Genomic DNA, 22609 nt, shown 5'->3' with positions numbered 1-22609 from the left:
TCACTGCTCCTTCGCTTGCGAGCCGAGCTGCACGGTGTGCCGGCCCGGGGTCAGCTGAAGATCCTGCTCGTGGACCTGTCCGGTCCGGTCGCGCCAGGTCAGGTGCACCGGCAGCGGGCCGGTGACGTCCCGGCCGAGGCCGATGTGCACCTCGTGGCTGCGGCGGCCGGAGTGGCCGCTGCCGCCGTCGACCTTGCCGATGGCGACGCGGCCGCCGGGAAGGGTCACCTTCACCTCGGCGCCGATCGCGGGCGAGGCGGCGGACGGGGCGGCGCCGGCGGCGTTCTCGTGGTTCAGCCGCAGCTCCAGGAACGCGCCGGGGGACGGGCTCTGGTTGTGGTAGAAGACCGGGGCGTCCCACTGGCGGGCGACCGCGATGTCGAGCCGTCCGTCGCCGTCGGCGTCACCGGTGGCGATGCCGCGGGTGGGCACCGGGATGGCCATGCCGAGCTGCGGCGACAGGTCGGCGTAGCGGCCCGTCTTCGCGTCCTTGACGAAGAAGGCGAGCGTCTGGTTGCCGCCGATGTCGGCGCCCTCGTGGACGGTCGGCCAGGAGTGCGGGTTGCGCAGCACGCCGTCGTTGGCGGTGGCGAGCTCCTGCAGCTGCGGCCAGCGGTTGACGTCGCCCTTGACGAAGCCGGTGGCCTGGACGATCGCCGGGACACCGCCGTTGTCGAAGTCGTCGATCTTGACGTCCCAGCCCCAGCCGGACCACGCGGTGCGGCTCGGGGCGCTGCGGTCGGCGAACGGCGCGACGCCGCGCTTCAGCTCGGAGCCGACCTCGGCCCGGTCCTTGGCGGTGGACATGAACTGGAAGTTGCTCTCCTCGATGCCGAAGGAGGTCGTGATGTTGCTGACGAAGATGTCGTAGAGGCCGTCGCCGTCCAGGTCGCCGAAGTCGGAGCCCATGCCCTTGAACGAGTCGTGGCCCAGCACCTTGGACTTGGGCACGATCGGCGAGGACTTGCCCTCGACGAGGGAGAAGGCGATGCGGCCGGGGGTGGAGCGGTTGTACAGCAGCCGGTCCTTGCCGAAGTCGTTGTTCAGGAACAGCTCGGGCAGCTGGTCGCCGTCCAGGTCGGCGGTGCTGGCGCCGAGCTCCCAGCCCTTGGAGACGTTCACGGGCAGGACGTCGTCGAGCTTGGCGAAGCTGACCGTCGGCTGCTCGCCGGCGGTGGCGCCGGTCCAGCGGAAGAAGTAGTCCTCGCCGCCGTTGACGGCCGCCGACATGGAGTCGTTCATCTCCACGCCGCCGTTGACCTTCGGGTCCAGGACGGGGCCGTGGGGGAAGTAGTTGCCGATGAAGACGTCCAGGTGGCCGTCGCCGTCGAAGTCGGCGGCGGTGGCGGTGTTGCTGTTCCACTGCGGCCCGGTGTACTTCGCCGTGCCGACGCCCGCCACCAGCTCGGTGGGCACGTAGGCGTCCGCGGAGAGCTGCGTGGCACCGCTCTTGGCGAGGTAGACGATCGGCGTGCGGCCCCAGAAGTAGACCAGCAGGTCGGTACGGCCGTCCTCGTTGTAGTCACCGGGCAGGCAGCCCATGGGCGCCATCGTGTCGCTCATCGGCAGCGAGCCGGGGTTCAGCGCGAACGGCCGGTAGCGGTCGGCCTTCGCGCCGGGGGTGGGGGTCACCACGACCTGGTCGATCCGGGTGTCGGTGACGCACAGGTCGTTGGACAGGCCGTCCATGTCGAGGTCGTTCATGGCGATGCCGGCCCCGACCGAGGAGATCCAGGCGTCGATGTTGCTGTAGCGCTGGTTCACCTTGCGAACCGTCTTCTGCGTGTACCCGGCGGGCAGCGCGATGCTCATCGGCTCGAACGCGTAGGCGCTCGCCAGTCCGGCCTTCTCCTCCTCGGAGGCGAAGGACGGGCGGCCCGCCACGAAAAGGGCCGCCATCATGACGAGGGCGACGATTCCCGGCAGTTGCCTGCGCAGCCAGCCAGCTGTCGTGGTCACGGAGTAACACCTCCAGCAAATGCGAATTCATTGGCGATGCGGCGCCGCCACACCTCGTAGGCGGGCAGGTCGCCGGAGACGGGCCCGTCGGGGCGGGTCCGGCGGCTGGTCAGGGCGGCGTCCTCAGGCGTGGTGCCGCACAGCACCCGGGTCGCGACCTCGTTGTGCGGCACCAGCAGGCCGGCGCGGACCCGGGCCTCGGCCGCGAACGCGCTGCCCTGGGCGAGCTGCGGCCGGTGCGTCCCGGCCCGCTCGCGCAGCTCCAGCAGCTCGTCCTCGGGCGCGCCTCCCGCGTAGGTCGCGGCCAGGCCGACGCCGGCGTACAGGTCGGCCCGGCGCGAGGCGGGGAACCGCTCGACCAGCGAGACGACGTGTTCGACGTCGGTACCGCCGACGAACCACAGCGCGCGGCCGATGCCCTGGTCGATGGCGCGGGCGGCGTACGCCTCGGGCCCGCCGGCCGGCCAGGGGAAGCGCGTCTCGCGGTACTGCTCGTGCACGTACTTCCGGGTGTGGAAGTAGGCCTGGTGGAAGCCGTAGCCGTCGTGGACGAGCCAAAGCAGCAGCGGGTCCAGCCCCCGGCTGTCCGGCCACAGGAAGCGCGGCAGCCGCGCCATGGCCCAGCCGATGCCGACGTAGATCATGTAGTTGTGGGCGTCACCCCGTCCGGCGAGGGAGTCGGCGGTACGGTGCCCGCCGCCCGGCGTCAGCCGGTCGAGGATCGCGAAGGCCATGCCCGCGCCCTCGTAGGCGAAGCCCCGGAAGCGCCGGGGGATCTCCTCCAGGCGTTCCTCGGCCTCGGCCGCGGAACGGGTCTCGGCCGCGAAGGCGTAGCCGGTGAGAAATGTCTCGCCGACCGTCTCCAGCAATTCCCGGGACGCGTCGTCCTTCACGTGGAAACCCCGGGTGGCAAGTTTCGTCTCTGATATGTCCGGCGTCAGGACACGACGCCTCAATGACCGGAACATGCTGGCCAACCCAACCCCTCCACCCCTCGTCAACAGGTGTCCTTTGATAGATTCACGCATATGCCGAGCTGGGCCCTCCACTTCGGAAGTGCTCATCCGGCACGCTTTCCGGCAGGGCGCGCGACATTTTCCGGCGATCGGAAAAACAGCCGGTCGGACCATTCATGAATGGCGCGATGAATTCACCGGGCGTCACGGCCGGGCGATGGGGCCCGGCGGACCGGCGCCCGGCGGCCGGGATCGCGGCGCCCCGGCGGTCCGGCGATCCCGGCCCGGTGGCCCGGATCCGGTGCTCCGGGCACGAGGGCCCGGGTGCGGTGCTCCGGGCCACCGGGCCCGGGTTCAGCGCCCGACGCGGTCCGGCGCGAAGCGGGCGTGGATCCGCCGCCGCCACACCTCGTACTGCGGAACCGGGCCGGAACCGTGGGGATCGACGGCGGTGTCGTCGGCGAGCGCGACGGCGTCGGCGACCGCCAGGCCGGTCAGCGCGGCGGTGGCGGCCGCGGTGTGCTCGGGGACGAACCCGGCGTGGTCCCGGGCCTTGACCGCGAAGACCGCGCCCAGGGCCAGCTCGGCCCGGTGCTCGCCGGCCTCCGCCCCCATCGCCGCCAGCGCCTCGGTCCCGCAGCCGCCGGCGAACGTCGCCGCCAGGCCGACGCCGCTCCACAGGTCGGCCTGGCGGCCGGCGGCGAAGCGGCGCACCGCGGCGGAGACGTCCGTCGTCCGCGCGCCGTGGATGAACCACAGGGCGCGGCCGATGCCCTGGTCGACGGCCCGGTTGAAGTAGCCGGGCGACCCCTCCCAGGCGTAGGGGGCGGGCACCCGCTGCTCGTCCACCCAGCGCCGGGTGTCGAAGTAGGCCCGGTCGAAGCCGTAGCCGTCCACCGCCAGCCAGCTCATCGTCGGGTGGTACGGCGTCTCGCCCAGGTCGGGGACGACCTTCTTCCACAGCGGCCGGGGCAGCCGCGCCATGGCGAAGCCGATGCCGATGTAGGTGAGGAAGATGTGCGGGCGGCCGGGCCCGAGCAGCAGGTCGCGGGTACGGTGGCCGCGGCCCCCGCCCATCGCGTCGAGGACGGTCAGCGCCATCGTGGCGCCCTCGTAGGCGAAACCGCGCAGCTCCACGTCGATCATGCCCAGCCGCCGCTCCACCTCCCACTGGTTCCGCGCGTCGATGCCCCACTCGAAGCCGCACACGACGGACTGCGGGATCGCCTCCAGCCGTTCGGCCGCCGGCGACGACGCGCCTGGGAAGCCGCGCACCGCGAACGTCACGTCCGCCAGGGACGGCGCCAGCAGCAACCGGCGGAACGAGCCGAAGAATGTCGACATGGCGCTCTCCTCAGACCACCCGGAGACCCGGGACCGCCGCCGCGGGCGTCCCGGCGTGCGGGGGAACGCCCCGCGCACACCACTCAGGATGCGACCGGCGGCCCGCTCGGGCTTTTCACAGAATGCGGGGCCCGCGGACGCGGGGACGGTCCGCACGGGCGGAGAAGGAGGAAGAGGGTCAGGAGGCGAGCATGTCGAGGATGCTCCCGGCGAAGAAGAGTGCGAAGGCCGCCTTCCGGAACCCGTGGAACGGCCGGGCGCTCCGCAGCGTGGCGGCGAGCCGCCGCAGCGCCCGCCCGAGGAACCACCGCCAGGCGGCGGCGACCGTCAGGCGCGACACGGTGGAGAGGGCGAGCAGGAGCAGGACGGCCGCGGTGAGCATCGCCGCGGCCGCCCACGGCACGGCCGCGGGGCTCGTCCTGAGGGCGACGACGACGGACACCAGCGTGACGAACACGGCGGCCAGGGCGGCCACGGCGCAGCCCTCGGCGCCGTCGGCCCGTTCCGCCTCGGCGAACAGCGCGCGGTCGGGGCCACCGAGGTGGTCCCCCAGGAACTCGGCGGCGCGGCGCTTCGCGTGCGTGTACTCGTTCTCGGTGTGGGCGGGCAGCTCGCCGATGACCGCGCGGTGGAAGCTTCGGTAGGTCTCCAGCGTGACGTCGAGTCCCTCGGGCACCCGGCCGGGAGGCGTGCGGTGGACGGAGAGGCCGCTGATCGGGCCGTTGATGTCGTCCGCCGACACCGACCACACGGTGACCATGTCCTCGGTGACGGCCTTGTGCAGCGCGGCCAGCCGTGCCACGTCGCGTCGGCGCCGGCCGCGGGCGAGGGTGCGCTCGGCGCGTTCTCCGCTCGCCTCGCCGCGCTCCCTGACCTTGTCGGGATCCAGCAGGTCCAGGCCGACGGAGAGTCCCGCGAGGAACAGGAGCCCCTTCCCGAACCGGCCGACCGCCAGCATCCTGATCCCGTACAGGTCCATGCCGGTGGTCGACTGCCCGTCCAGCCAGGCCGAGAGGACGGTCGCCAGATCGCTCATGGGGCGTATTCAACCGGAACGATCACAGATCGGACCGCGGATCGGGATTTTCCCATCGGAACGACCGGGCGCACCGGCCGGGGCCGCGGCAGCACGCGTGCATGGACCGACGTACGGGGACCGGCGTACGGGAGGACGGCGTACGAGGACCGGCGGGTCAGCGGGAGGCCGCGGCGGGCCGGACCGCCCCGGCGTTCCAGGCGGCCCAGACGCTCCAGGCGGAGCCGGCGTCCCAGATCGTCCCGGCGCTCCAGGCCGGTTCGGCGTTCCAGGCGCTCCGGGGACGGCCTGCCGTAGTGATCTCAGCGAGCTCGGCGAGCTCCGCGGCCGCCGCCGCCGCGGCCGCGGCCCGCGCGGTGAGGACCGCGACGACCACTGCGAGCTCCTCCGCCGTCGGGTTGCCCCGCACGACGGTCAGGACCGGGTTCTCCTCCACGGCACACCTCCGGCTACGACCGTCGCACCCGGCGACGGCGGCGCGCACCTTCGGGAGTGCCCTCCCGGGCCCGGCGGATTTCGGGGTCCGGACGGGCCCGGGAGGAGTCTCAGACGACGAGCTGGTCGCCGAACTCCAGGACGAGCGGCAGGTCGGCGCGGCGGCTGATGTTGAGCTTGCGGTAGGTGCGGGTGAGGTGCTGCTCGACCGTGCTGATCGTGATGTAGAGCTTCGCGGCGATCTCCCGGTTGGTGTATCCGGCCGCGGCCAGGGCGGCGACCCGCCGCTCGGCGTCGCTCAGCATGCCGATCATGTCCCCGGCGGGCAGGGCCGGCGGCGCGCCGGGGTCGTCGGCGCGCGACAGAGTCCTGGCCAGCGGCTGGGCGTGGCACTCCAGGGCCACGGCCCGCGCCCGCCCGGCGATCGTCTTGGCGCGGCGGTGCTCGCCGAGCGCCTCGTAGACCTCGACCAGGTCGAACAGCGCGCGGGCCAGCTCGTACCTGTCCCCCGCGGCCTGGAGGTACTCGGTCGCCTGGCGCAGCAGCGGGGGACGGCGGCGCAGCTCGGAGACGGCGGCCAGCAGCCGGAGCGCGGCGCCCCGGCCCCTGGTCGCGCCGGGGCCGCACAGGTCGAGCTGCGCCTGGACGAGCTGCCGGGCCTCGTCCGCCTGGCCCATCCGCAGGCACGCCTCGGCGGCGTCGGCCCGCCAGGGGATCAGGCCGGGCGTGTCGAGGTTCCAGGCGGCCATCAGGTCGCCGCACCGCTGGAAGTCGCGCAGCGCCAGCGCGAAGTAGTCGGTGGCCAGGCTGTGGCGGCCCCGGGCGTGCAGGTAGTGCAGGCCGTAGCGGGTCTGGAACATCGCCTCGGGCACCGGCCGGTCCAGGTACTCGCGCACCGCGTCGTACTTGCCCATCGCGGTGAGAGCGAGGATCAGGCTGCTCAGCGGCCCGCCGATGGCGACGCCCCAGCTGCTCACCGGGATGATGTCCAGGGCCAGGCGCGCGTGGTGCTCGGCGGCGGACATGTCGCCCTGGCGGACGGCGATCTCGGCGCGGATCGCGGCGAGGCGGGCCTGGCGGCTCGGCGCCTGCCGGGACGACGCCTCGACGCTGAACAGGTCGCACCAGGGGGCCACCCGCTCGCAGCGGCCCGCGTAGGTGAGGGCCAGCAGCGAGTTCTCGACGGTGTCGAGCGTCATCTCGTCCAGGCGGGAGTCCTCCAGGATCCGCTCGACGGCGTCCATGTCCTCCTCGCGCGGGCCCCGGGTGAGGACCTCGGCGAGCGCGAGCGCCGACTCCAGCCGCCGGCTGACCGACACCGAGACCATGGTCGCCAGGCCCCGGTCGCCGGCGAGGTGCCGCAGCCGGTCGAGGAAGGGCGGATGGGTGGCCCGCAGCCACAGCTGGCTCACCACCAGCTCGGCGACCGTCTCGGGGTCCGCCCCGGCGCCCGGCCGGTTGAGCTGTTCGAGCACGTCGCGCGCGTCGTCGAAGCGGCCGTACCACAGCAGCGCCCGGGCGAGCACGACGGCGTCGACGCCGCGCAGGCTGCCCCGGTTCATCGCCTCGGTCAGCTCGGCGAGATGCCCGGTCGGCGCGGCGGGGTTGATCCGCCACTCGGCGCGCACCAGCATCGTCATGATCTTCGCGCGCTGGGTCTCGTCGGCGCACTCGCGCCAGGCCATGCGCAGGTAGTCGACCGCCGTCTCCACCTGCCCGTTGCGCAGGGCGCTCCTGGCGGCCTCCTCCAGGATCGGCACGACCCAGGGGGCCTCGACCCGGCCGGCCAGCAGCAGGTGTCCCGCGATCACCGCCGGGGAGGAGCCCAGGTCGTAGCCCAGCTCCGCGGCCCGGCGGTGCAGGTCCGCCCGCTCCCGGGCGTCCGTCCCGGCGAGGACGGCCTCGCGGACGGCGTCGTGCCGGAACCTGCCGAGGGTGAGCAGCCCGGCGGCGCTCAGGGAGTGCAGTTCCCTGCCGACGTCGGGGCCGGGCAGGCCGAGCAGCCGGTCGAGCGTCTCGGGCTCACCGAGGATCGCCAGGCCCCGGGCCACCCGCATGGTCTGCTCGTGGCCGCGCTGCAGGCACGACAGCACGGCCTGGCCGTAGTGGTCGCCAGCGGTGATCCCGTCCGGCGGCTCCTCACCGGCGGACCGGGCGAGCTGCCGGTAGTCGTCGGCCAGGGCGGTGGTCAGCAGGGGGTTGCCGCCGCTGAGGGCGTACCACTCGTCGGCGAGCCGTTCGGCCGTCTCCCGGCCCGTCTCCTCCTCGACGAGGGCCGCCACCCCGGCCCGTGACAGCCGGGTGAGCTGGATGCGGCGGCAGTGCGGCTGGCGGACCAGCTCGGTCTGGAAGAAGCCGTCGGCCCAGCGGCCGTGGTCGGCGTGGCCGAACACCATCACGATGCGGGCGAGCCGTACCCGCCGCGCCAGGTACGCCAGGCAGAGCAGGGAGGCGCGGTCGGCGTGGTGCACGTCATCGACGATGATCATGAGCGGGTACCGCTCCGACAGCTCCAGCAGGACGGTGCACAGGACGTGGACGGTCTGGGCGTCGATCTGCCGGCCGCCGGTGTCCCCCGGCTCCTCCGCGAGCACGGTGCGCGCGCCCTCGCTCAGCAGCGCCAGCGCCCGGTCGCGCTCCTCGGGGACCAGCGGCGCGTCCTGGATGAGCTGGCCGAGCACGCCCAGGGGCAGGTCCCGCTCCATGCGGGAGCCCGTCGCGGTGACGGCCAGCGCGCCCCGCTCGATGGCCTGTTCGGCGAACACGTGCAGCAACGCGCTCTTGCCCGTCGCGACGGCGCCGCCGACCAGCGCCACCTTGCCCCTGCCCAGCACCGCGCTGTCGAGGAGGGCCTGCAGGCAGGCCAGCTCCTCCTCCCGCTCGACCAGTTTCATCTCCGTCTCCCTCCTCGTCTGAGCCCTCACCGGGGCTCTTGCGTCTCGTCGCGCCGTCATCCGGCCGGTCACCGCTCGCCGGTCGTCACCGTCCCGCCGTCGTCCGCGTGCTCCTCGCCCGCGTGCTCCTCGTCCGCGTGTTCCTCGTCCAGGTGAGCGTCGCCGCCTCCTCCGCGGGTGCCGCGGGTGTTGCGGGTGCCACGGCCTCCGGTGCGGGAGGCGCGGGAGGCGCGGCGGGGGACGCCGGGACCTCCGTACGGGACGCCCGTCCCCTCCGCGCCCTGGCGGCGGCGGAGGCGGCGGCCGACAGCGCGGCGGCCCGCAGGTCCGGTCCGGTCCCGGCCCCCCAGAAGACCGTCCCGCCCGCCTGGAGCTCGGCGTAGACCGTGACCCCGCCGACCCCGCCGACCCCGCCGGTCCCGCCCGCCGGACCGGTGTGGTGTACGGCGCGCACCCGCAGCCCCAGCCGGGCGAGCTCGGCGCGTACGGCCCGCACCGCGTCGGTCCGGTCCCGGCCGGCGTCGAACCCGCCGCCGTCGACGTGCAGGACGACGGCCGCCGGGACGCCGCCCGGGGCCGTGACGGAGACGGCGGCCCCGGCCGGGGCCGTCGCGCCGGGCCCGTCCGCCGCGCCGATGACGTACTCGCGCTCGAAGCACTCCCGCAGCCGGTCGGGGGCGATCTCCCCGCCCTCGGCGTCGGCCAGCGCCTGCACCGTCCGGGCGAACTCCACCCGCAGCCCGCGGGGCAGGTTCAGCCCGTGCCGGGCGCTCATGACGTAGGCCAGGCCGCCCTTGCCGGACTGGCTGTTGATCCGCACGATGGCCTCGTAGGTCCGCCCCACGTCCTGCGGGTCCAGCGGCAGGTACGGCAGGCGCCACGGCAGCCCGGCCGGCTCGGCGCCCGCCTCGGCGGCCTCCCGCTCCAGGGCGTCGAAGCCCTTGTTGATGGCGTCCTGGTGGGAGCCGGAGAAAGCGGTGTAGACGAGGTCGCCGCCGTAGGGGTGGCGGGGGTGGACCGGTATCCCGGTGCACCCCTCGACCGTGCGCCGGACGCGGTCGAGGTCGCGGAAGTCGACGCCGGGGTCGACGCCCTGGGTGAGCAGGTTCAGCCCGAGGGTCACCAGGCACACGTTGCCGGCCCGTTCCCCGTTGCCGAACAGGCAGCCCTCGATCCGCTGGGCCCCGGCCAGCACGGCCAGCTCGGCGGCGGCGACGCCGGTGCCCCGGTCGTTGTGCGGGTGGACCGAGAGGCACAGGTGCTCGCGCCGCGACAGGTTGCGGTGCATCCACTCGATCTGGTCGGCGAAGACGTTGGGGGTGGACCGCTCGACCGTCGTGGGGAAGTTCAGGATGATCTCCCGCCCCGGGCCGGGCTGCCACACGTCCATGACGGCCTCGCAGACCTCCAGCGAGAACTCCGGCTCGGTGTCGGCGAAGTGCTCGGGAGAGTACTGGAAGCCCAGGTCGCAGCCGTCCAGGAAGCGTTCGGCGTACTTCGTCACCAGCCGGGTGCCCCGTACGGCGAGGTCCTTGCACTCGTCGCGGTCCATGCCGAACACCCGGCTGCGGAACCACGGCGACGTCGCGTTGTAGAGGTGGACGGTGGCGCGCCGCGCCCCCGCCAGGCTCTCCGCGGTGCGTTCGATCAGCTCCTCGCGGGCCTGGACGAGCACCGAGACGCGGACGTCGTCGGGGACGAGGTCGTCCTCGATGAGCATCCGGACGAAGTCGTGGTCGTCGCGGCTGGCGGCGGGGAAGCCGACCTCGATCTCCTTGTATCCCATGCGCACCAGCAGGTCGAACATCGCCAGCTTGCGCGCCGGGGTCATGGGGGCCGCCAGCGCCTGGTTGCCGTCCCGCAGGTCGGTGGAGAGCCAGCGGGGCGCGGCGGTGACGGTGGCGTCCGGCCACCTGCGACCGTTCAGGGGAACCTGGGGGAATGCGGTGTATCGTCCGATATTCACTGTCGGAACCCTTACCTGCGTGAACCTGGTGTGCCTGGGGGGCGCTGACACCCGTCAGCCGGCCGAGCCGAAATACGCCGAATAGGAGTACGGCGAGAGCTGGACCTGGATCTGGTAGGAGTCGGTCTCGTCGTGCATGCGGAAGAGAACGACTATCTCCGAATAGGCGGCGGTGAGCCCGAGGCCGACGAAGTACCGGTCGCTTTCGAAGACGAGGCGGTAAACCCCGCGTTCGAAACGGCGGCCGCTCCAGTCCCGGATGCAGCCCTCGTGGTCGGTTTCGGCTTTGGCGTCGGGATTCCAGTGGCCGCCCTCGGAGCACTCCAGCCGGACCCTGACGCTGGCGGCCGGTCGGCCGTAGACACTGTCCAGTGTCTGAATAGCAATACCCATCTCACCGTCACCTGTCCAACGGGCCCGTCCACGGGCGGCCCGGTTCGGCGCTTTCGCCTTGGCCGCCCAGACGGCGCCGCTGCGAGCGCCGGCTCCGCCTGGGCTTCGTCCAAGATTCGCGGACCGCGCTATCGGTTCACCTTCGCCCGCTTATCGGCCCGTCATGCGTCCGCCATCCGCCCGCCATCCGCCCGCCGCGACTCCCGGCGGTGGATGGCCGGACCGGGGCCGGCCGACAGCCCCGAACCGCTGACCCTAATCACCATTCGAGCACGCCGAAACCCCTTGAATACATCCTCAACTGGGGATATGCCTGACGCTAAGGGAAGCGATAGGGACTCGATGGCGGGCCGTGCGAGCGTCATCGGTGTCAGGAACGGCGTCTACGGCGACGCCGCCACGACCACGGAGGTAGAGATGAGCGGCAAGATCAGCAAGACCGTCGTGCGACTGGGTTTCTCGATCGTCATCGCCCTCGCGGGCGTCACCGTCACCGGCATGGCCGCGAACGCCTCCGACACCCCCGTCCCCCCGCCGCCCGTCACCCACCGCCCCCTGTGCTGCAACCCCTGGGGCTGACAGGCACACCATCTGACACGGAACGGCCGGGGACGCGAACCCCCGGCCGTTCCGTGTTTTTTCACCTGGTTGACAAGGGGAATTGCCGGAGAGCAGGCGGTTCGCCTGGCAACCTCCCATTCAGCGATGTACCATCCACTCACGAAACGGACAGAGCGTACAATCGCGAACAAGGTGGCGTTAGCGTGCCGATCTTGGAACACACCGCGCAGAACCCCTGGCGTTCCCGGACCATGCTTTACGTAAACTTCCTGTGACCAGGAAAGCCGGCCTCGGGAGGTCCGCCACTTCCCGTACTCCGCAAGGCGGTAAAGCGTGGAGGTTCCACCACGCCGGGGGACGGAAGTTTCTTCAAGGAGATGCGCGTGGAGTTTCGCGTTCTGGGAGCGCTCGAAGTCACCGCCGGGGGGCGACGTGTGGACCTCGGTGGAGTCCGGCAGCAGACCGTTCTGGCGGTCCTCCTCCTGGACGCCAACCGTACGGTGGCCACGGGCCGGCTCATGGAGGCCATCTACGGGGACGACCCGCCCGCCACGTCACGGGCCCAGGTGCAGATCTGCATCTCGGCGCTGAGGCGGCTCTTCGCCGGCCACGGCGGCGAAGAGGTGATCGTGACGAGGTCGCAGGGGTACGCGCTGCGGGCCGACGACGAGCAGATAGACGCGTGCCGCTTCGAGAACCTCGTCCTGCGGGCCCGCCGCGCCCGTGACGACGGCGAGCCCGAGGAGGCCGTCAGGAACTACCGCGAGGCGCTCGCGCTGTGGCGGGGACCGGCTCTGGAGGGCATCGACAGCCGGCTGGTGCAGTCGGTCGCGACCCGCCTCGCCGAGCAGCGGATCACCTCCAACGAGGACTGCCTCCAGCTGGAGCTCGACCTCGGCCGCCACCACGAGCTGGTGGGCGAGCTCACCCGGCTCGTGGAGGAGTACCCGCTGCGCGAACGGCTCCTCGGCCAGCTCATGACGGCGCTGTACCGCTCGGGCCGGCAGGCCGAGGCGCTCCAGGTCTACCGCGACGCCCGGCGCACCATGATCGACGAGCTGGGCATCGAGCCCAACGAACGGCTGCAGCAGCTCGAACACGCGATCCTCACCTCCGACGAGAGCCTCGACGCCCCCCAGGCCCCCGTGCGGGCCACGGCCGAGCCGCAGGCCCCCGCCCCGGCGGTGCCGGGCATGCTCCCGGCCGGCATCGCCGACTTCGTCGGCCGCGCCGAGCAGGTGGAGGCCATCCGCAGGCGGCTGACCGTCGCCTCGGACGGCGCGGCGCGCTTCGCCGTACCCATCGTCGCGATCACCGGCCGGGCCGGGATCGGCAAGACCAGCGTCGCGGTCCACGCCGCGCACAGCGTCATGGAGCACTTCCCCGACGGCCAGCTCTTCGCCAACCTGCACAGCGGCGTGTCCCGCCCGGTCAGCCCGCTGCAGGTGCTCGAAAGGTTCCTGCGCGCCCTCGGCATACCCGGCACCGCCCTGCCCGACGGGCTGGAGGAGCGGGCCGAGACGTACCGGACGATGCTGGCCGACCGCAGGATGCTGATCGTGCTGGACGACGTGGGCAGCGAGAGCCAGGTCCTGCCGCTGCTGCCCGGCAACCCCGCGTCGGCCGTCATCATCACCAGCCGGAGCCGGCTCGCCGGGCTGGCCGGCGTCACCCACGTCGACGTGGACCTCTTCGACTCGGCCCATTCGGTGGACCTGCTCTCCCACGTGGCCGGGACCGACCGCGTGCGGTCCGAAGCCGACTCCGCCGCGGCGCTCGCCGAGCTGTGCGGGCACCTGCCGCTGGCGCTGCGCATCGCCGGCGCCCGCCTCGCCGCGCGCCCGCACTGGAGCGTCGGGCAGCTGGTGGGCCGGCTGCGTGACGAGACCCGCAGGCTCGACGAGCTGATGCACGGCGAGATGGGGATCCGCGCCAGCCTCTCCCTGACCTACGAGGGCATCAGCGAGGAGGCGCGCCGGCTGTTCCGGCGGCTGGCGATCCTCGACTCCCACGTCTTCTCGGGGTGGGCCGGCGCGGCCCTGCTGAAGCGGCCGCTCCTCGACGCGCAGGACCTGCTGGACGACCTGGCCGAGGCCCAGCTCGTCGAGGTCGTCGGCACCGGGCGGGGCGTGCACACCCAGTACCGCTTCCACGACCTCGTCCGGGTGTTCGCCCGGGAACGCCTCGCCGCCGAGGAGACGGCCGCCGAACGCAGCGCCGCCCTCGGCCGGCTGCTGAGCGGGCTGCTCCTCCTCGTCGACGCGGCCCGGTGCCGCGAGTTCGGGACCTGTCCGCTGATCTCCGACGAGACGGAGATCCCCCAGGTCCTGCCCGACGAGCTGGTCCGGCAGCTCGTCACCGAACCGATCGCGTGGTTCGAGCGCGAGCGCCCGCTCCTGGTGTACGGCATCCGCCAGGCGGCGCAGGCTGGTTTCGGGGAGCTGTGCTGGCGCATCGCGACGACCGCCGCCACGTTCTTCGAGTCGCGGGTCTACCTCGACGACTGGCGCGAGACCCACGAGATCGCCCTGGAGGCCGCCCGCGGCACCGGCGACAAGCGCGGCCAGGCGGAGATCCTGTACACCGCCGGCTCGCTGTCGTTCAACGAGCAGCGCTTCGGCGACGCGCGGCGCGAGTTCGAGGCGGCGGTCGAGCTCTTCCAGGCCGTCGGCGACGAGCGGCGGACCGCCCTGGCCGTCCGCAGCATCGCGACCATGGAACGTATGAACGGCCGCCTCGAGGCCGCCGAGGAGGACTACGAGAAGGCGCTGCAGATCTTCCGCTCCGTCGGCGACGACGCCGCCGCCGCGCAGACGATGCACAGCCTCGCCCAGATCCGCCTCGACTGCGACGACCCCGAGGGCGCGAAGAGGATGCTCGCCGAGGCCCTGACGCTCAGCAAGTCCGGGGGCGACCGCAGGGTGACCGCCCAGGTGCTGCACCGCATGGGCCTGGCCCACCTCCGGACGTCCGAGTTCGGCCTGGCGGCGGGCGCGTTCGAGGAGGCGCTGACGGTGGTGCGGGAGATCGGCGACTCCACGGGCGAGGCGTTCAGCCTGCACGGCCTGGGCATCGCCCGGCTGCGTCAGGGGCGCATCGCGGAGGCGGACGCCATGCTGAACCAGGCACTGGAACCGGCAGGCAGCTCCCGCCACCGGCTCGCCGAGGCGCAGGTGCTCGCCGGGCTGGGCGAGCTGGCCATGGTGGCCGGCGACCCGGAGCAGGCCGCCGTCCACCTGCGCAGGTCCGCCTCACTGTTCCGCGGGATGCAGATCCCCCTCCAGGAGGCCGAGGCGCTCGCCCTGCTGAGCGAGGCGTTGCGCGCCTCCGGCGCCGGCGTCGAGGCCGACGAGGCGCGGGCCAGGGCCCTGGAACTGGCCGAGCGGCTCGATGTGCCGGTCGGGCGGAGCATCCGCGAGCGACTGGGTGTGAAGCACCCGGGGGGCGCCGCGCGGACCCTCAGGTGATGCCGCCGGGCGTCTTCCCCGCTTCCCCGCTTTTCCGCTTCCCCGCTTTTCTCGTGACGCCGTCCGGGCCGTCTCGCTCGCATTCTCGGAGATGCGCCCGGATCGCCGCGCCGTGATGATGAGGAAACAGGAATCGACCTACGGACCTGCGCGGATCGCGGATCTGCTCACACGCCGCCATTGACGTTTGTCTGGCGATGGGAGGAACCCGGATGAATGGCAATCGTCCCGGCGAGCTCAGCCTCTCGGTCATCGAGGGCAGGGTCGCGGAGATCTGGAAGCACGTGCTCGACGTGCCGGACGGGATGGAGGACGCCACGTTCTTCGACCTCGAGGGGGAGTCGATCTCGGCGGTCCGCCTGGTGTCCCGGATCGAGGAGGAGCTCGGCGTCTCCGTCGACGTGGGCGACATCTTCGAGGAGGACCCCAACCTGGAGGCGCTGGTCCGGAAGGTCGCCGGCCAGGCCGAGGTCGCCGCGGTCTAGCGGTCCCGGGCACGGACACGGCGGAAGGCCGTTCCTTTCCGAGAACCCTTCGGAAAGGAACGGCCTTCGTCGTTCCCGGACTCACCGGTTCTCCGCCCGGTACGGGGAGCCGCTTCTCCCGTTTCCGGGGTTCTGCGGTTTCCCGGCCGGGAGGCCGGCCGCGTTTCCCGGAATCCGGGATCCTCCGGCTCCCGGTTTTCCCGGCGAAGACCCCCGATTCCCTGGCGAGGCCCCTCGATTTCCCGGCGAGGGCCCCCGGACGCGGCGCGGCGCCCCGGCCCTGGGGCCGGGGCGCCGCGGACGAACCGGGGGCCGGACGTCTCTCAGATATAGAAGGTGTCGGGCTCCAGGCCGCAGAGGATGCGGCCGTACAGCTCGGCGTTGGTGTTCGGGTGCATCAGGGCGTGCAGGTTCATGGCGCTGATGTCGCGGGCGATCCGCTGGATCGGCATGTGGCTGTAGATCGACGACCCTCCGCTGGCCGTGGCGTAGATGTCCACGGCCTCCTTGGCGAGGCGGCACACCGCCCCCATGTCCGCGCGGGCCTTGACCCGCTCCTCCAGCGTCCACTGCTCGCCGCTGACGCCCTTGCCGTCCACCAGGCCGGCCAGCCGGCCCGCGTGGAACTCGGCCTCGTCGACCTTCATGGCCGCCTCGGCGACCTGGAGGTGCGTCAGGGGCGCCTCACGCTGGCTGGCGTACCCGGTGTAGGTGATCTTCCGGTCGGGGAGCCGCTGGAAGAACGCCTCCTGGGCGGCCTTCGCCAGGCCGACCGCGGTGCCGACCGAGGAGGCCGAGGCGACCGGCAGCAGCGGGACGCGGTAGATCGGGGAGGCGGCGTTCAGCTCCGAGGCGTACTGCCCGGCGAGCACCGCGGGCAGGGGCAGGACGCGCTCGGCGGGAATGAAGACGTCCTTGGCGACGGTGCTGACGCTGCCGGTGCCCTTCAGGCCCGCGGTGTGCCAGTCGTCCACGATCTCCAGGTCCGACATCGGGACCAGCGCCATGATCGGCATCGGCTCGACGCCCGGACCGGCCTGGATGGCGACGATCTCCTGCCAGTGGCTGTGCAGGGCGCCGCTGACGAAGCCCCAGCGGCCGTTGACGACCACGCCGCCCTCCACCGGGGTGGCCATGGCGCTCGGGCTCAGCGTCCCGCACACCCGGACGTCGGGCGTGGAGAACACCTCGTCCTGGACCGCGTCGGGGAACATGCAGGTCATCCAGGTGGGGATCCAGTAGACGGACGCCGTCCACGCGGTGGAGCCGTCGGCCTTGGCCAGCTCGGCGGCGACCTCGACGAGGGTGCGGGTGTCGGCCTCGTAGCCGCCGTAGCGGGCGGGCACCCTCAGCTTGAAGACGCCGGCCTCGGCCAGGGCCTCGATCGACTCGTCGTGAAGCCGACGGTTCTCCTCCGACCAGGCCGCGTTCTTCCGCAGCACCGGCAGCAGTTCGGACGCGCGGCGAACGAGTTCTTCCCGCGCCGGGACATCGGTCGTCAGCACCATTTCCTCCTAGTCGTCGTCGACGAGCCCCGGAAGACCGCTCCCCGGCCTCCGGCTCGCGACGCGTACAAGGCCGGCACGCTCGTCCTGTCGTCCGGGAAGCTCCGGGAAACACGGACCGGGAGGCGCCCGCCGGTGATCTCCTCACGAATGTCGCATCCGCGTACGGCCGCGGCACCTTCATGAGTGCGGTTGTCGGCACCCGTGGAGCGAGGGGCGGTTCATCGGGTGGGATCACGGGAGCAGGGCCCCCTCCGGGAGGTGCGGAAATCGCGGGGGACAGGGAAACGGGTCAGGCCGCCGCCTTCGGCGCCGCGAGCTGCCTGCCCGCCGCCCCGGCCGGACGCGCGTCCGCGAGGAGGGCCCGGCCGCGGTTGCCCCGGACGAGCAGGTCGGCGAGCGCACTGGATATCCCGGGCGTACCGGATGCCATGATCACGCCGGATGTCCCGGATACACCGGACATCATGGTCGCATCGGACAGCTCCGGTGAGCCGGACGTCATGGCCGCGCCGGAGGACGCCTCCCGGAGCGCGGACGCGACCTCGGCCAGATCCCGGACCACCGCGTCGAGCACCTCGGCGATCGGTCCGGCGTTCTGCCGCAGGATGTCGCACCACAGGTCGGGGGAACCGCCCGCGATCCGGGTGACGTCCCGCAGGCCCTGGCCCGCCAGCGCGAGCGTGGTCTCGTCGGCCCCCGCGAACCTCGCCGCCAGCGCCGACGCCATCAGGTGCGGCACGTGGGAGACCGCGGCGGTGACCCGGTCGTGGGCGTCCGGGCGGATCAGCCGGTGCTCGGCCCCGCACAGCGCCACCATCTCCGTCACCAGGCGCACCGCCTCCGGCCGCGTCGCCGGATGCGGGCACAGCGCCCACCGGCGGCCGGCGAACAGGTCGGCGCGCGCCGCCCCCGGCCCCGACGACTCCCCGCCCGCCATCGGATGCCCCGGCACGTAGACGGAGACGTCGCAGCCGGCGGCCTCGGCCTCGGCGAGGATCCCGGCCTTCGTGCTCGCGACGTCGGTGTAGACCCGGCCCAGCCCGCGGTCCTGGGCCTCGCGCAGCACGCCGGGGACCGTGGACGGCGGGGTGGCGATGATCACCACGTCGGCGGGGCGGTCACCGTGGGCCGACGCCGTTCCCGCGCCCATCCGCTCGGCCTTGCGCACCGCGTACGGGTCGCGGTCGGACAGGGTGACGTGGACCCCCGTACGGCGCAGCGCGAGCGCCACCGATGCTCCGATCAGGCCGCAGCCGAGAACCGCGGCACGGCCGATCTCCGTCGAGATCATCAATCCTCCATGGGGTGCGCTCCGGCGCGGGGGCGGCCGGGATCGCCTCGGGAACGTCCGGGAACCGCCGCGGAGGCGCCGGGAGCGGCGCGGTCATCGGCCGCATCGGCGGCCCTGCGGCGTCGCACCCGGCGTTCCAGGCGCGGAGACGTCCGGAAGCGGACGTCATCGGCCGCATCGTCAGTCTTCCGGGGCCGCCCCCGGCGTTCCAGGGACGGAGCCCTCAGCAAGGTGCCGGTCACCGGCAACTTCCTGCCAGCGCCCCGAGCGGGCCGTCGAAGTCCTTTTCCCTTCTTTCCGGTTCTTCCGGGTTCCCGTCCCTGCCACCAGCGCGTTCCCGGCTCGCCGGAATTCCCCGTCCACGGCCGTCGCCGCCTTTCCGGTCACCGCGAAGACGCCCGGAAAGCGGACACCGCACGCCGAAAGGTGCGCCTTCCGGCACCGGGCGACCACGATGCGAATGTGCGGGCCCGCGAGGTCGCGGGGCGATCCCCTTCCCTCCGCCGACCCGCCGGGCCTGCCCTGCCCCAGCCATCGAGTGAGGGAACGCCAGCATGAGCGCATCACCGACCATCACCGACGACATCACGGCCGTCAGCGAGGTGCCCAAGCGCATCATCGCCGCGTGGGCCGCCAACGACGCCGACGCCTTCGCCGAGGTCTTCACCGAGGACGCCACCATGGTCCTGCCCGGGGTCTTCGTCTCCGGCCGCGATGGGATCCGCGGCTACATGGCCGGGGCCTACGCCGGTCCCCTCCGGGGCACCCGGGTGGCCGGCGAGCCGATCTCGGTGCGGTTCACCGGCGCCGACGGCGCCATCCTCGTGACGCGGGGCGGCGCCCTGGTGGGCGATGAGACCCAGCCCGCGCCGGAGCGCGCGGTCCACGCCACGTGGGTCCTGGCCAAGCAGGACGGCCGGTGGCTGCTCACCGCCTATCACAACGCTCCGGCGAACGCCGTCTGACCACCGCCCGGCCGCCGTCGCCGCCTGACCGCGGACGGCGGGCGGCCCGGACGCCGGATGAGAAGGGGGACCTCCCCGTGGAGGTCCCCCTTCTCCATGCCCGGCCCTTCGCGTCTTCCCGGTATCGGCGTCTTTCCGGTGTCTGTGTCCTCCCGGTGTCTGTGTCCTCCCGGTGTCTGTGTCCTCCCGGTGTCTGTGTCCTCCCGGTGTCTGTGTTCTCCCGGTATCGGCGTCTTCCCGGCGTCCGTGTCCTCCCGGCGTCCGGGAGACCGGCCGCCGGACCGCCTTCCCGCCGCCTCCCCGCCCGTCGTACGGTCGCCGCCCGCCGTACGGTCGCCGCCCGCCGTACCGGGCCGTCAGGCGACCAGTTCGACCCGCGTGTGATCGCCGACCAGCAGCCGGTGCTGGACCTTCTCCCGGTCGGCCGGCATGACGACGGCCGAACGCCCGATCATCGACCCGTACAGGCCCGGGACCTCGGAGATCGTCGCGCCGTCCAGCACGATCGAGTCGGCCAGCCGCGTACGGCGCAGCACGCAGTCCTGGCCGATGGAGACGTCGGGCCCGAGGTGGCAGTCCTCGATCAGGGTGTTCGCCCCGATGATGGCCGGTCCCTCGATCACCGACCGCACCACCCGCGCCCCGGGACCCAGCACGACCCTGTCGCCCAGCTCGGCGAGCAGCCGCCGGTTGCACTCCAGCACGTCCTCGGCCCGGCCGGTGTCCTTCCAGTAGCCCCGGTACTCGCTGGCCCTGACCGTCGAGCCCTGGTCGACCAGCCACTGGATCGCGTCGGTGATCTCCAGCTCGCCGCGGGCCCCGGGCCGGATCGCGGCGACCGCCTCGTGGATCCGGGCGGTGAAGAAGTAGACGCCGATCATGGCCAGGTCGCTGCGGGGCTGCGAGGGTTTCTCCACCAGCCGCCGGACCTCGCCGTCCCGGTCCATCTCCACGACCCCGAAGGCCCGCGGGTCGGCGACCCGGTGCACCGCGACCTGCGCCGCGGGCCGGCCGGCCCGGAACTCCGCGGCGATGGCCTCCACGCCGTCGGGCAGCATGTTGTCGCCGAGGTACATCACGAAGTCGTCGTCGCCGAGGAACGGACGGGCCAGCGCCACGCAGTGCGCCAGGCCCAGCGGCCGGTCCTGCCGGATGTAGGTGACGCGCACCCCCAGTCTCGACCCGTCGCCGATCACTCCGGCGATCTCGGCCGCCCAGCCTCCGACGATGACGCCGACCTCGGTGACGCCGAGGTCGCGGATGTTCTCCAGCACGTGCTCCAGGACCGGCTTGTTCGCGATCGGGATGAGCTGCTTCGGCATGGAGTAACTGAAAGGACGCAGGCGGGTGCCAGACCCGCCGGACAGCACCAGGGCCTTCATGCGGCTCATTCTTACAGCCCCCCGGTAAACGCCCTTCTCTGCTTTTGCCGACTTCCCCCGCGGGCGCCGGCGGGCCGGTGGTCCCGCATTTCAGGAGATGTTCCGCCCATGAGGCGGTGTGAGGATACGAGGGCGAACGCCGTTCACCGTAATCCGGTCGAAAACCCGAGTGTGGCAATCCGGAGGCTACTAAATGAAGAGCAACGACCTTGGGGAAGCCGTGGCCGACGACATCACGATCGAGGTCCCGACCCACGAGGACTGGGACGACATCTACGCGACGTTCTCCGCGGGCATCAACATCGACGGCGACCCGCAGAGCCGCGAGACCGAGCGCGAGCTCTTCGAGCCCGACCGTTCGCTGGTCGCGCGGAGCGGCGGCCGGGTCGTCGGCACGCTGGGGTGCAACACCCGGCAGATCGCCGTCCCCGGAGCGGTCATCCCCGCCGCCCACGGCTGCCGCGGCGCCGTCTCCGCCGGCGCCCGCCGTCAGGGCCTGCTGACCAAGATGATGCGCCGGCACTTCGAGGACGCCCGTGCCCTCGGCGAGGCCATCACCCTGTGCTGGGCCAGTGAGGCGCGCATCTACCACCGCTTCGGCTACGGCCTGTCGATCCGCCGGATCGGGCTCAACGTGAACTCCCGCGAGGTCACCCTGCCGCCCGGCAAGGGTCAGGGCAGGATCGTCGAGGGCACTCCGGCCGACCTGCGTGAGGCCCTCGTCAAGGTCTACGACCAGGTGTACGCCGAGCAGCCCGGCTGGTCGGAGCGGACCGAGGCCCACTGGGACTACCGGCTGGCCGACACCATGTCGATGCGGGCCGGCGCCTCGGCGCTGCGGGTCGTCCTGCACGAGGGCGACGGCGGCGTCGACGGCTACGCCCTGTGGCGGGTGCGCAGCAACTGGACCGGCAACGGCCCGATCGGGCAGGTCGAGCTGGTGGAGCAGGTCTCCACGACCCCCGAGGCGTACGACGCGCTGTGGCGGTTCCTGCTCACGGTGGACCTCACCCGCTCGGTCACGACGTGGTCGTGCTCGGTCGACGAGCCGCTGTTCTACTGGGTCGGCGAGCCGCGGCAGCTCGCGGCGCACCTGTGCGACGCGCTGTGGATCCGCGTCGTGGACGTCGCCAAGGCCCTGGAGTCGCGCCGGTACGCCGCGCCCGTGGACGTCGTGATCGACGTGACCGACGAGTTCATGCCGGTCAACACCGGCCGGTGGCGGCTGACCGGCTCGCCGGACTCGGCCACCTGCGTCCCCACCTCCGACCCCGCCGACCTGGCCTGCGACATCCGCGCGCTGGGCGCCCTCTACATGGGCGGGACGTCGATCCGGACGCTGGCGGGTACCGGGCTGGTCCGGGAGCTGACCCCGGGCGCGCTGGCCGCCGCCGGTCCGGCCTTCGGCTGGCACCGCTCCCCCTCCGCCTTCGAGCTCTTCTGATCGGGCTCGGCGGGCTCGGCGGGCTCGCTGATCGGCTGCTCGGCCGCTCAGCGGGTTCGCGTGGCGGGCGTACGGCGGGCGGGCGCACGGCGCCGGCCCGCCGTACGGGCATGAGGGGCCGGTTCCGGCCCGTCGTACGCGCGCGGCGGGATCCGGGGCGCCTCGCCGTACGGATGCGTCAGGAGCCGGGCCGTCCACGCCGTGCGGGCGCGGGTCCGCGCCGTGAAACCACGCCAAAATACGCGATCGATACATAAATTCACATAAGGCGATAAATGCCTTAAAAATGTTATCAGTGGTTGAAAGGTCTCGGATTCGGGAAACGCGGTGGAGCGCCCGGAGCGGCCGTTCTCCGGCCGGACCGCGGAATTGTCGGTCCGCCGGAATAGCATCCTCGGAGATGCCAGCCGGGTCACGGGTGGTGCAGGTTGGTTCCACCGGGTCTGCCTTTTCCCGCGGGGCCGGCGCAGGTCGCCGTCGCGCGAGACCCGGTGGGGCACGACCGAACAACTGTCCATATCCA

At 72.6% G+C, this 22609-nt stretch carries 16 protein-coding genes; 5 read left to right on the top strand and 11 right to left on the bottom strand.

Translation table 11 applies throughout. The features are described 5' to 3' along the window. The 8 genes from ACZ6W9_RS15235 to ACZ6W9_RS15200 form a co-directional block, all read right to left on the bottom strand. Window positions 1-1959 carry a CRTAC1 family protein gene (locus ACZ6W9_RS15235; RefSeq protein WP_389963529.1) on the bottom strand — a complete coding sequence of 653 codons (1959 nt, stop codon included), beginning with the start codon at window positions 1957-1959 and terminating at the stop codon, window positions 1-3. Then, window positions 1956-2927 carry a DUF1702 family protein gene (locus ACZ6W9_RS15230; protein ID WP_389963526.1) on the bottom strand — a complete coding sequence of 324 codons (972 nt, stop codon included), beginning with the start codon at window positions 2925-2927 and terminating at the stop codon, window positions 1956-1958. The genes ACZ6W9_RS15235 and ACZ6W9_RS15230 overlap by 4 nt, the downstream gene beginning before the upstream one ends. Before the next feature lie 342 nt (window positions 2928-3269). Then, entirely contained in the window at window positions 3270-4259 is a 990-nt protein-coding gene (locus ACZ6W9_RS15225) for a DUF1702 family protein (RefSeq protein WP_389963523.1), read from the bottom strand. Window positions 4260-4437: 178 nt separating this feature from the next. Further along, a complete protein-coding gene (locus ACZ6W9_RS15220) occupies window positions 4438-5295 on the bottom strand; it encodes a hypothetical protein (protein WP_389963520.1) in 858 nt (285 codons plus the stop codon). Between the two features lie 157 nt (window positions 5296-5452). Next, complete coding sequence (locus ACZ6W9_RS15215) at window positions 5453-5731, bottom strand: acyl-CoA carboxylase epsilon subunit (protein WP_389963517.1); 279 nt, start codon at window positions 5729-5731, stop codon at window positions 5453-5455. A 109-nt stretch (window positions 5732-5840) separates the two neighbouring features. Then, a complete protein-coding gene (locus tag ACZ6W9_RS15210) occupies window positions 5841-8624 on the bottom strand; it encodes a helix-turn-helix transcriptional regulator (RefSeq protein ID WP_389963514.1) in 2784 nt (927 codons plus the stop codon). A gap of 85 nt (window positions 8625-8709) precedes the next feature. Beyond that, entirely contained in the window at window positions 8710-10590 is a 1881-nt protein-coding gene (locus tag ACZ6W9_RS15205) for a 2-isopropylmalate synthase (protein WP_470118182.1), read from the bottom strand. 54 nt (window positions 10591-10644) lie between these two features. After that, on the bottom strand, window positions 10645-10983 hold the full coding sequence (locus ACZ6W9_RS15200; RefSeq protein WP_362941931.1) for a hydroxyisourate hydrolase: 339 nt from the start codon (window positions 10981-10983) through the stop codon (window positions 10645-10647). A gap of 309 nt (window positions 10984-11292) precedes the next feature. Between ACZ6W9_RS15200 and ACZ6W9_RS15195 the strand changes: the two genes are divergently transcribed. The 3 genes from ACZ6W9_RS15195 to ACZ6W9_RS15185 all read left to right on the top strand — a co-directional run bounded on the left by ACZ6W9_RS15195 (window position 11293) and on the right by ACZ6W9_RS15185 (window position 15496). Next, the gene (locus ACZ6W9_RS15195) at window positions 11293-11562 is read left to right on the top strand and encodes a hypothetical protein (RefSeq protein ID WP_389963507.1); all 270 of its coding nucleotides are present in this window, start codon (window positions 11293-11295) and stop codon (window positions 11560-11562) included. A gap of 365 nt (window positions 11563-11927) precedes the next feature. Beyond that, entirely contained in the window at window positions 11928-15011 is a 3084-nt protein-coding gene (locus ACZ6W9_RS15190; RefSeq protein WP_389963504.1) for an AfsR/SARP family transcriptional regulator, read from the top strand. A 212-nt stretch (window positions 15012-15223) separates the two neighbouring features. Beyond that, window positions 15224-15496, top strand: coding sequence for a phosphopantetheine-binding protein (locus ACZ6W9_RS15185; protein WP_389963501.1), 273 nt, complete (start codon window positions 15224-15226; stop codon window positions 15494-15496). A 323-nt stretch (window positions 15497-15819) separates the two neighbouring features. On the opposite strand, the gene ACZ6W9_RS15180 is transcribed toward ACZ6W9_RS15185, so the two are convergent. After that, a complete protein-coding gene (locus ACZ6W9_RS15180) occupies window positions 15820-17004 on the bottom strand; it encodes an acyl-CoA dehydrogenase family protein (RefSeq protein WP_389963498.1) in 1185 nt (394 codons plus the stop codon). A gap of 289 nt (window positions 17005-17293) precedes the next feature. Beyond that, entirely contained in the window at window positions 17294-18295 is a 1002-nt protein-coding gene (locus ACZ6W9_RS15175) for a prephenate dehydrogenase (protein ID WP_470118178.1), read from the bottom strand. Window positions 18296-18849: 554 nt separating this feature from the next. Between ACZ6W9_RS15175 and ACZ6W9_RS15170 the strand changes: the two genes are divergently transcribed. Continuing rightward, window positions 18850-19260, top strand: a complete 411-nt coding sequence (locus ACZ6W9_RS15170) for an SgcJ/EcaC family oxidoreductase (protein ID WP_362941950.1) — start codon at window positions 18850-18852, stop codon at window positions 19258-19260. A 356-nt stretch (window positions 19261-19616) separates the two neighbouring features. Here the strand turns inward: ACZ6W9_RS15170 and ACZ6W9_RS15165 are convergent, their stop codons facing one another. Further along, window positions 19617-20642: a glucose-1-phosphate thymidylyltransferase gene (locus tag ACZ6W9_RS15165; protein ID WP_389963490.1), complete on the bottom strand. Its 1026-nt coding sequence runs from the start codon at window positions 20640-20642 to the stop codon at window positions 19617-19619. Window positions 20643-20835: 193 nt separating this feature from the next. Between ACZ6W9_RS15165 and ACZ6W9_RS15160 the strand changes: the two genes are divergently transcribed. Continuing rightward, complete coding sequence (locus ACZ6W9_RS15160; RefSeq protein WP_389963487.1) at window positions 20836-22086, top strand: GNAT family N-acetyltransferase; 1251 nt, start codon at window positions 20836-20838, stop codon at window positions 22084-22086. Window positions 22087-22609: the final 523 nt, after the last annotated feature.

The sequence above is a fragment of the Streptosporangium sp. NPDC053982 genome (assembly GCF_055585205.1).
The sequence above is the reverse complement of the archived record's forward strand: the minus strand, read 5'-3'. Positions and strand labels throughout refer to the sequence as shown.

What these genes read in the sequence shown, in the direction of transcription:
- ACZ6W9_RS15230 (WP_389963526.1), bottom strand. Translation starts at nt 2,927, where the DNA reads ATGTTCCGGTCATTGAGGCGTCGTGTCCTGACGCCGGACATATCAGAG.
- ACZ6W9_RS15225 (WP_389963523.1), bottom strand. Translation starts at nt 4,259, where the DNA reads ATGTCGACATTCTTCGGCTCGTTCCGCCGGTTGCTGCTGGCGCCGTCC.
- ACZ6W9_RS15220 (WP_389963520.1), bottom strand. Translation starts at nt 5,295, where the DNA reads ATGAGCGATCTGGCGACCGTCCTCTCGGCCTGGCTGGACGGGCAGTCG.
- ACZ6W9_RS15210 (WP_389963514.1), bottom strand. Translation starts at nt 8,624, where the DNA reads ATGAAACTGGTCGAGCGGGAGGAGGAGCTGGCCTGCCTGCAGGCCCTC.
- ACZ6W9_RS15200 (WP_362941931.1), bottom strand. Translation starts at nt 10,983, where the DNA reads ATGGGTATTGCTATTCAGACACTGGACAGTGTCTACGGCCGACCGGCC.
- ACZ6W9_RS15195 (WP_389963507.1), top strand. Translation starts at nt 11,293, where the DNA reads ATGCCTGACGCTAAGGGAAGCGATAGGGACTCGATGGCGGGCCGTGCG.
- ACZ6W9_RS15185 (WP_389963501.1), top strand. Translation starts at nt 15,224, where the DNA reads ATGAATGGCAATCGTCCCGGCGAGCTCAGCCTCTCGGTCATCGAGGGC.
- ACZ6W9_RS15180 (WP_389963498.1), bottom strand. Translation starts at nt 17,004, where the DNA reads ATGGTGCTGACGACCGATGTCCCGGCGCGGGAAGAACTCGTTCGCCGC.
- ACZ6W9_RS15175 (WP_470118178.1), bottom strand. Translation starts at nt 18,295, where the DNA reads ATGATCTCGACGGAGATCGGCCGTGCCGCGGTTCTCGGCTGCGGCCTG.
- ACZ6W9_RS15170 (WP_362941950.1), top strand. Translation starts at nt 18,850, where the DNA reads ATGAGCGCATCACCGACCATCACCGACGACATCACGGCCGTCAGCGAG.
- ACZ6W9_RS15165 (WP_389963490.1), bottom strand. Translation starts at nt 20,642, where the DNA reads ATGAAGGCCCTGGTGCTGTCCGGCGGGTCTGGCACCCGCCTGCGTCCT.
- ACZ6W9_RS15160 (WP_389963487.1), top strand. Translation starts at nt 20,836, where the DNA reads ATGAAGAGCAACGACCTTGGGGAAGCCGTGGCCGACGACATCACGATC.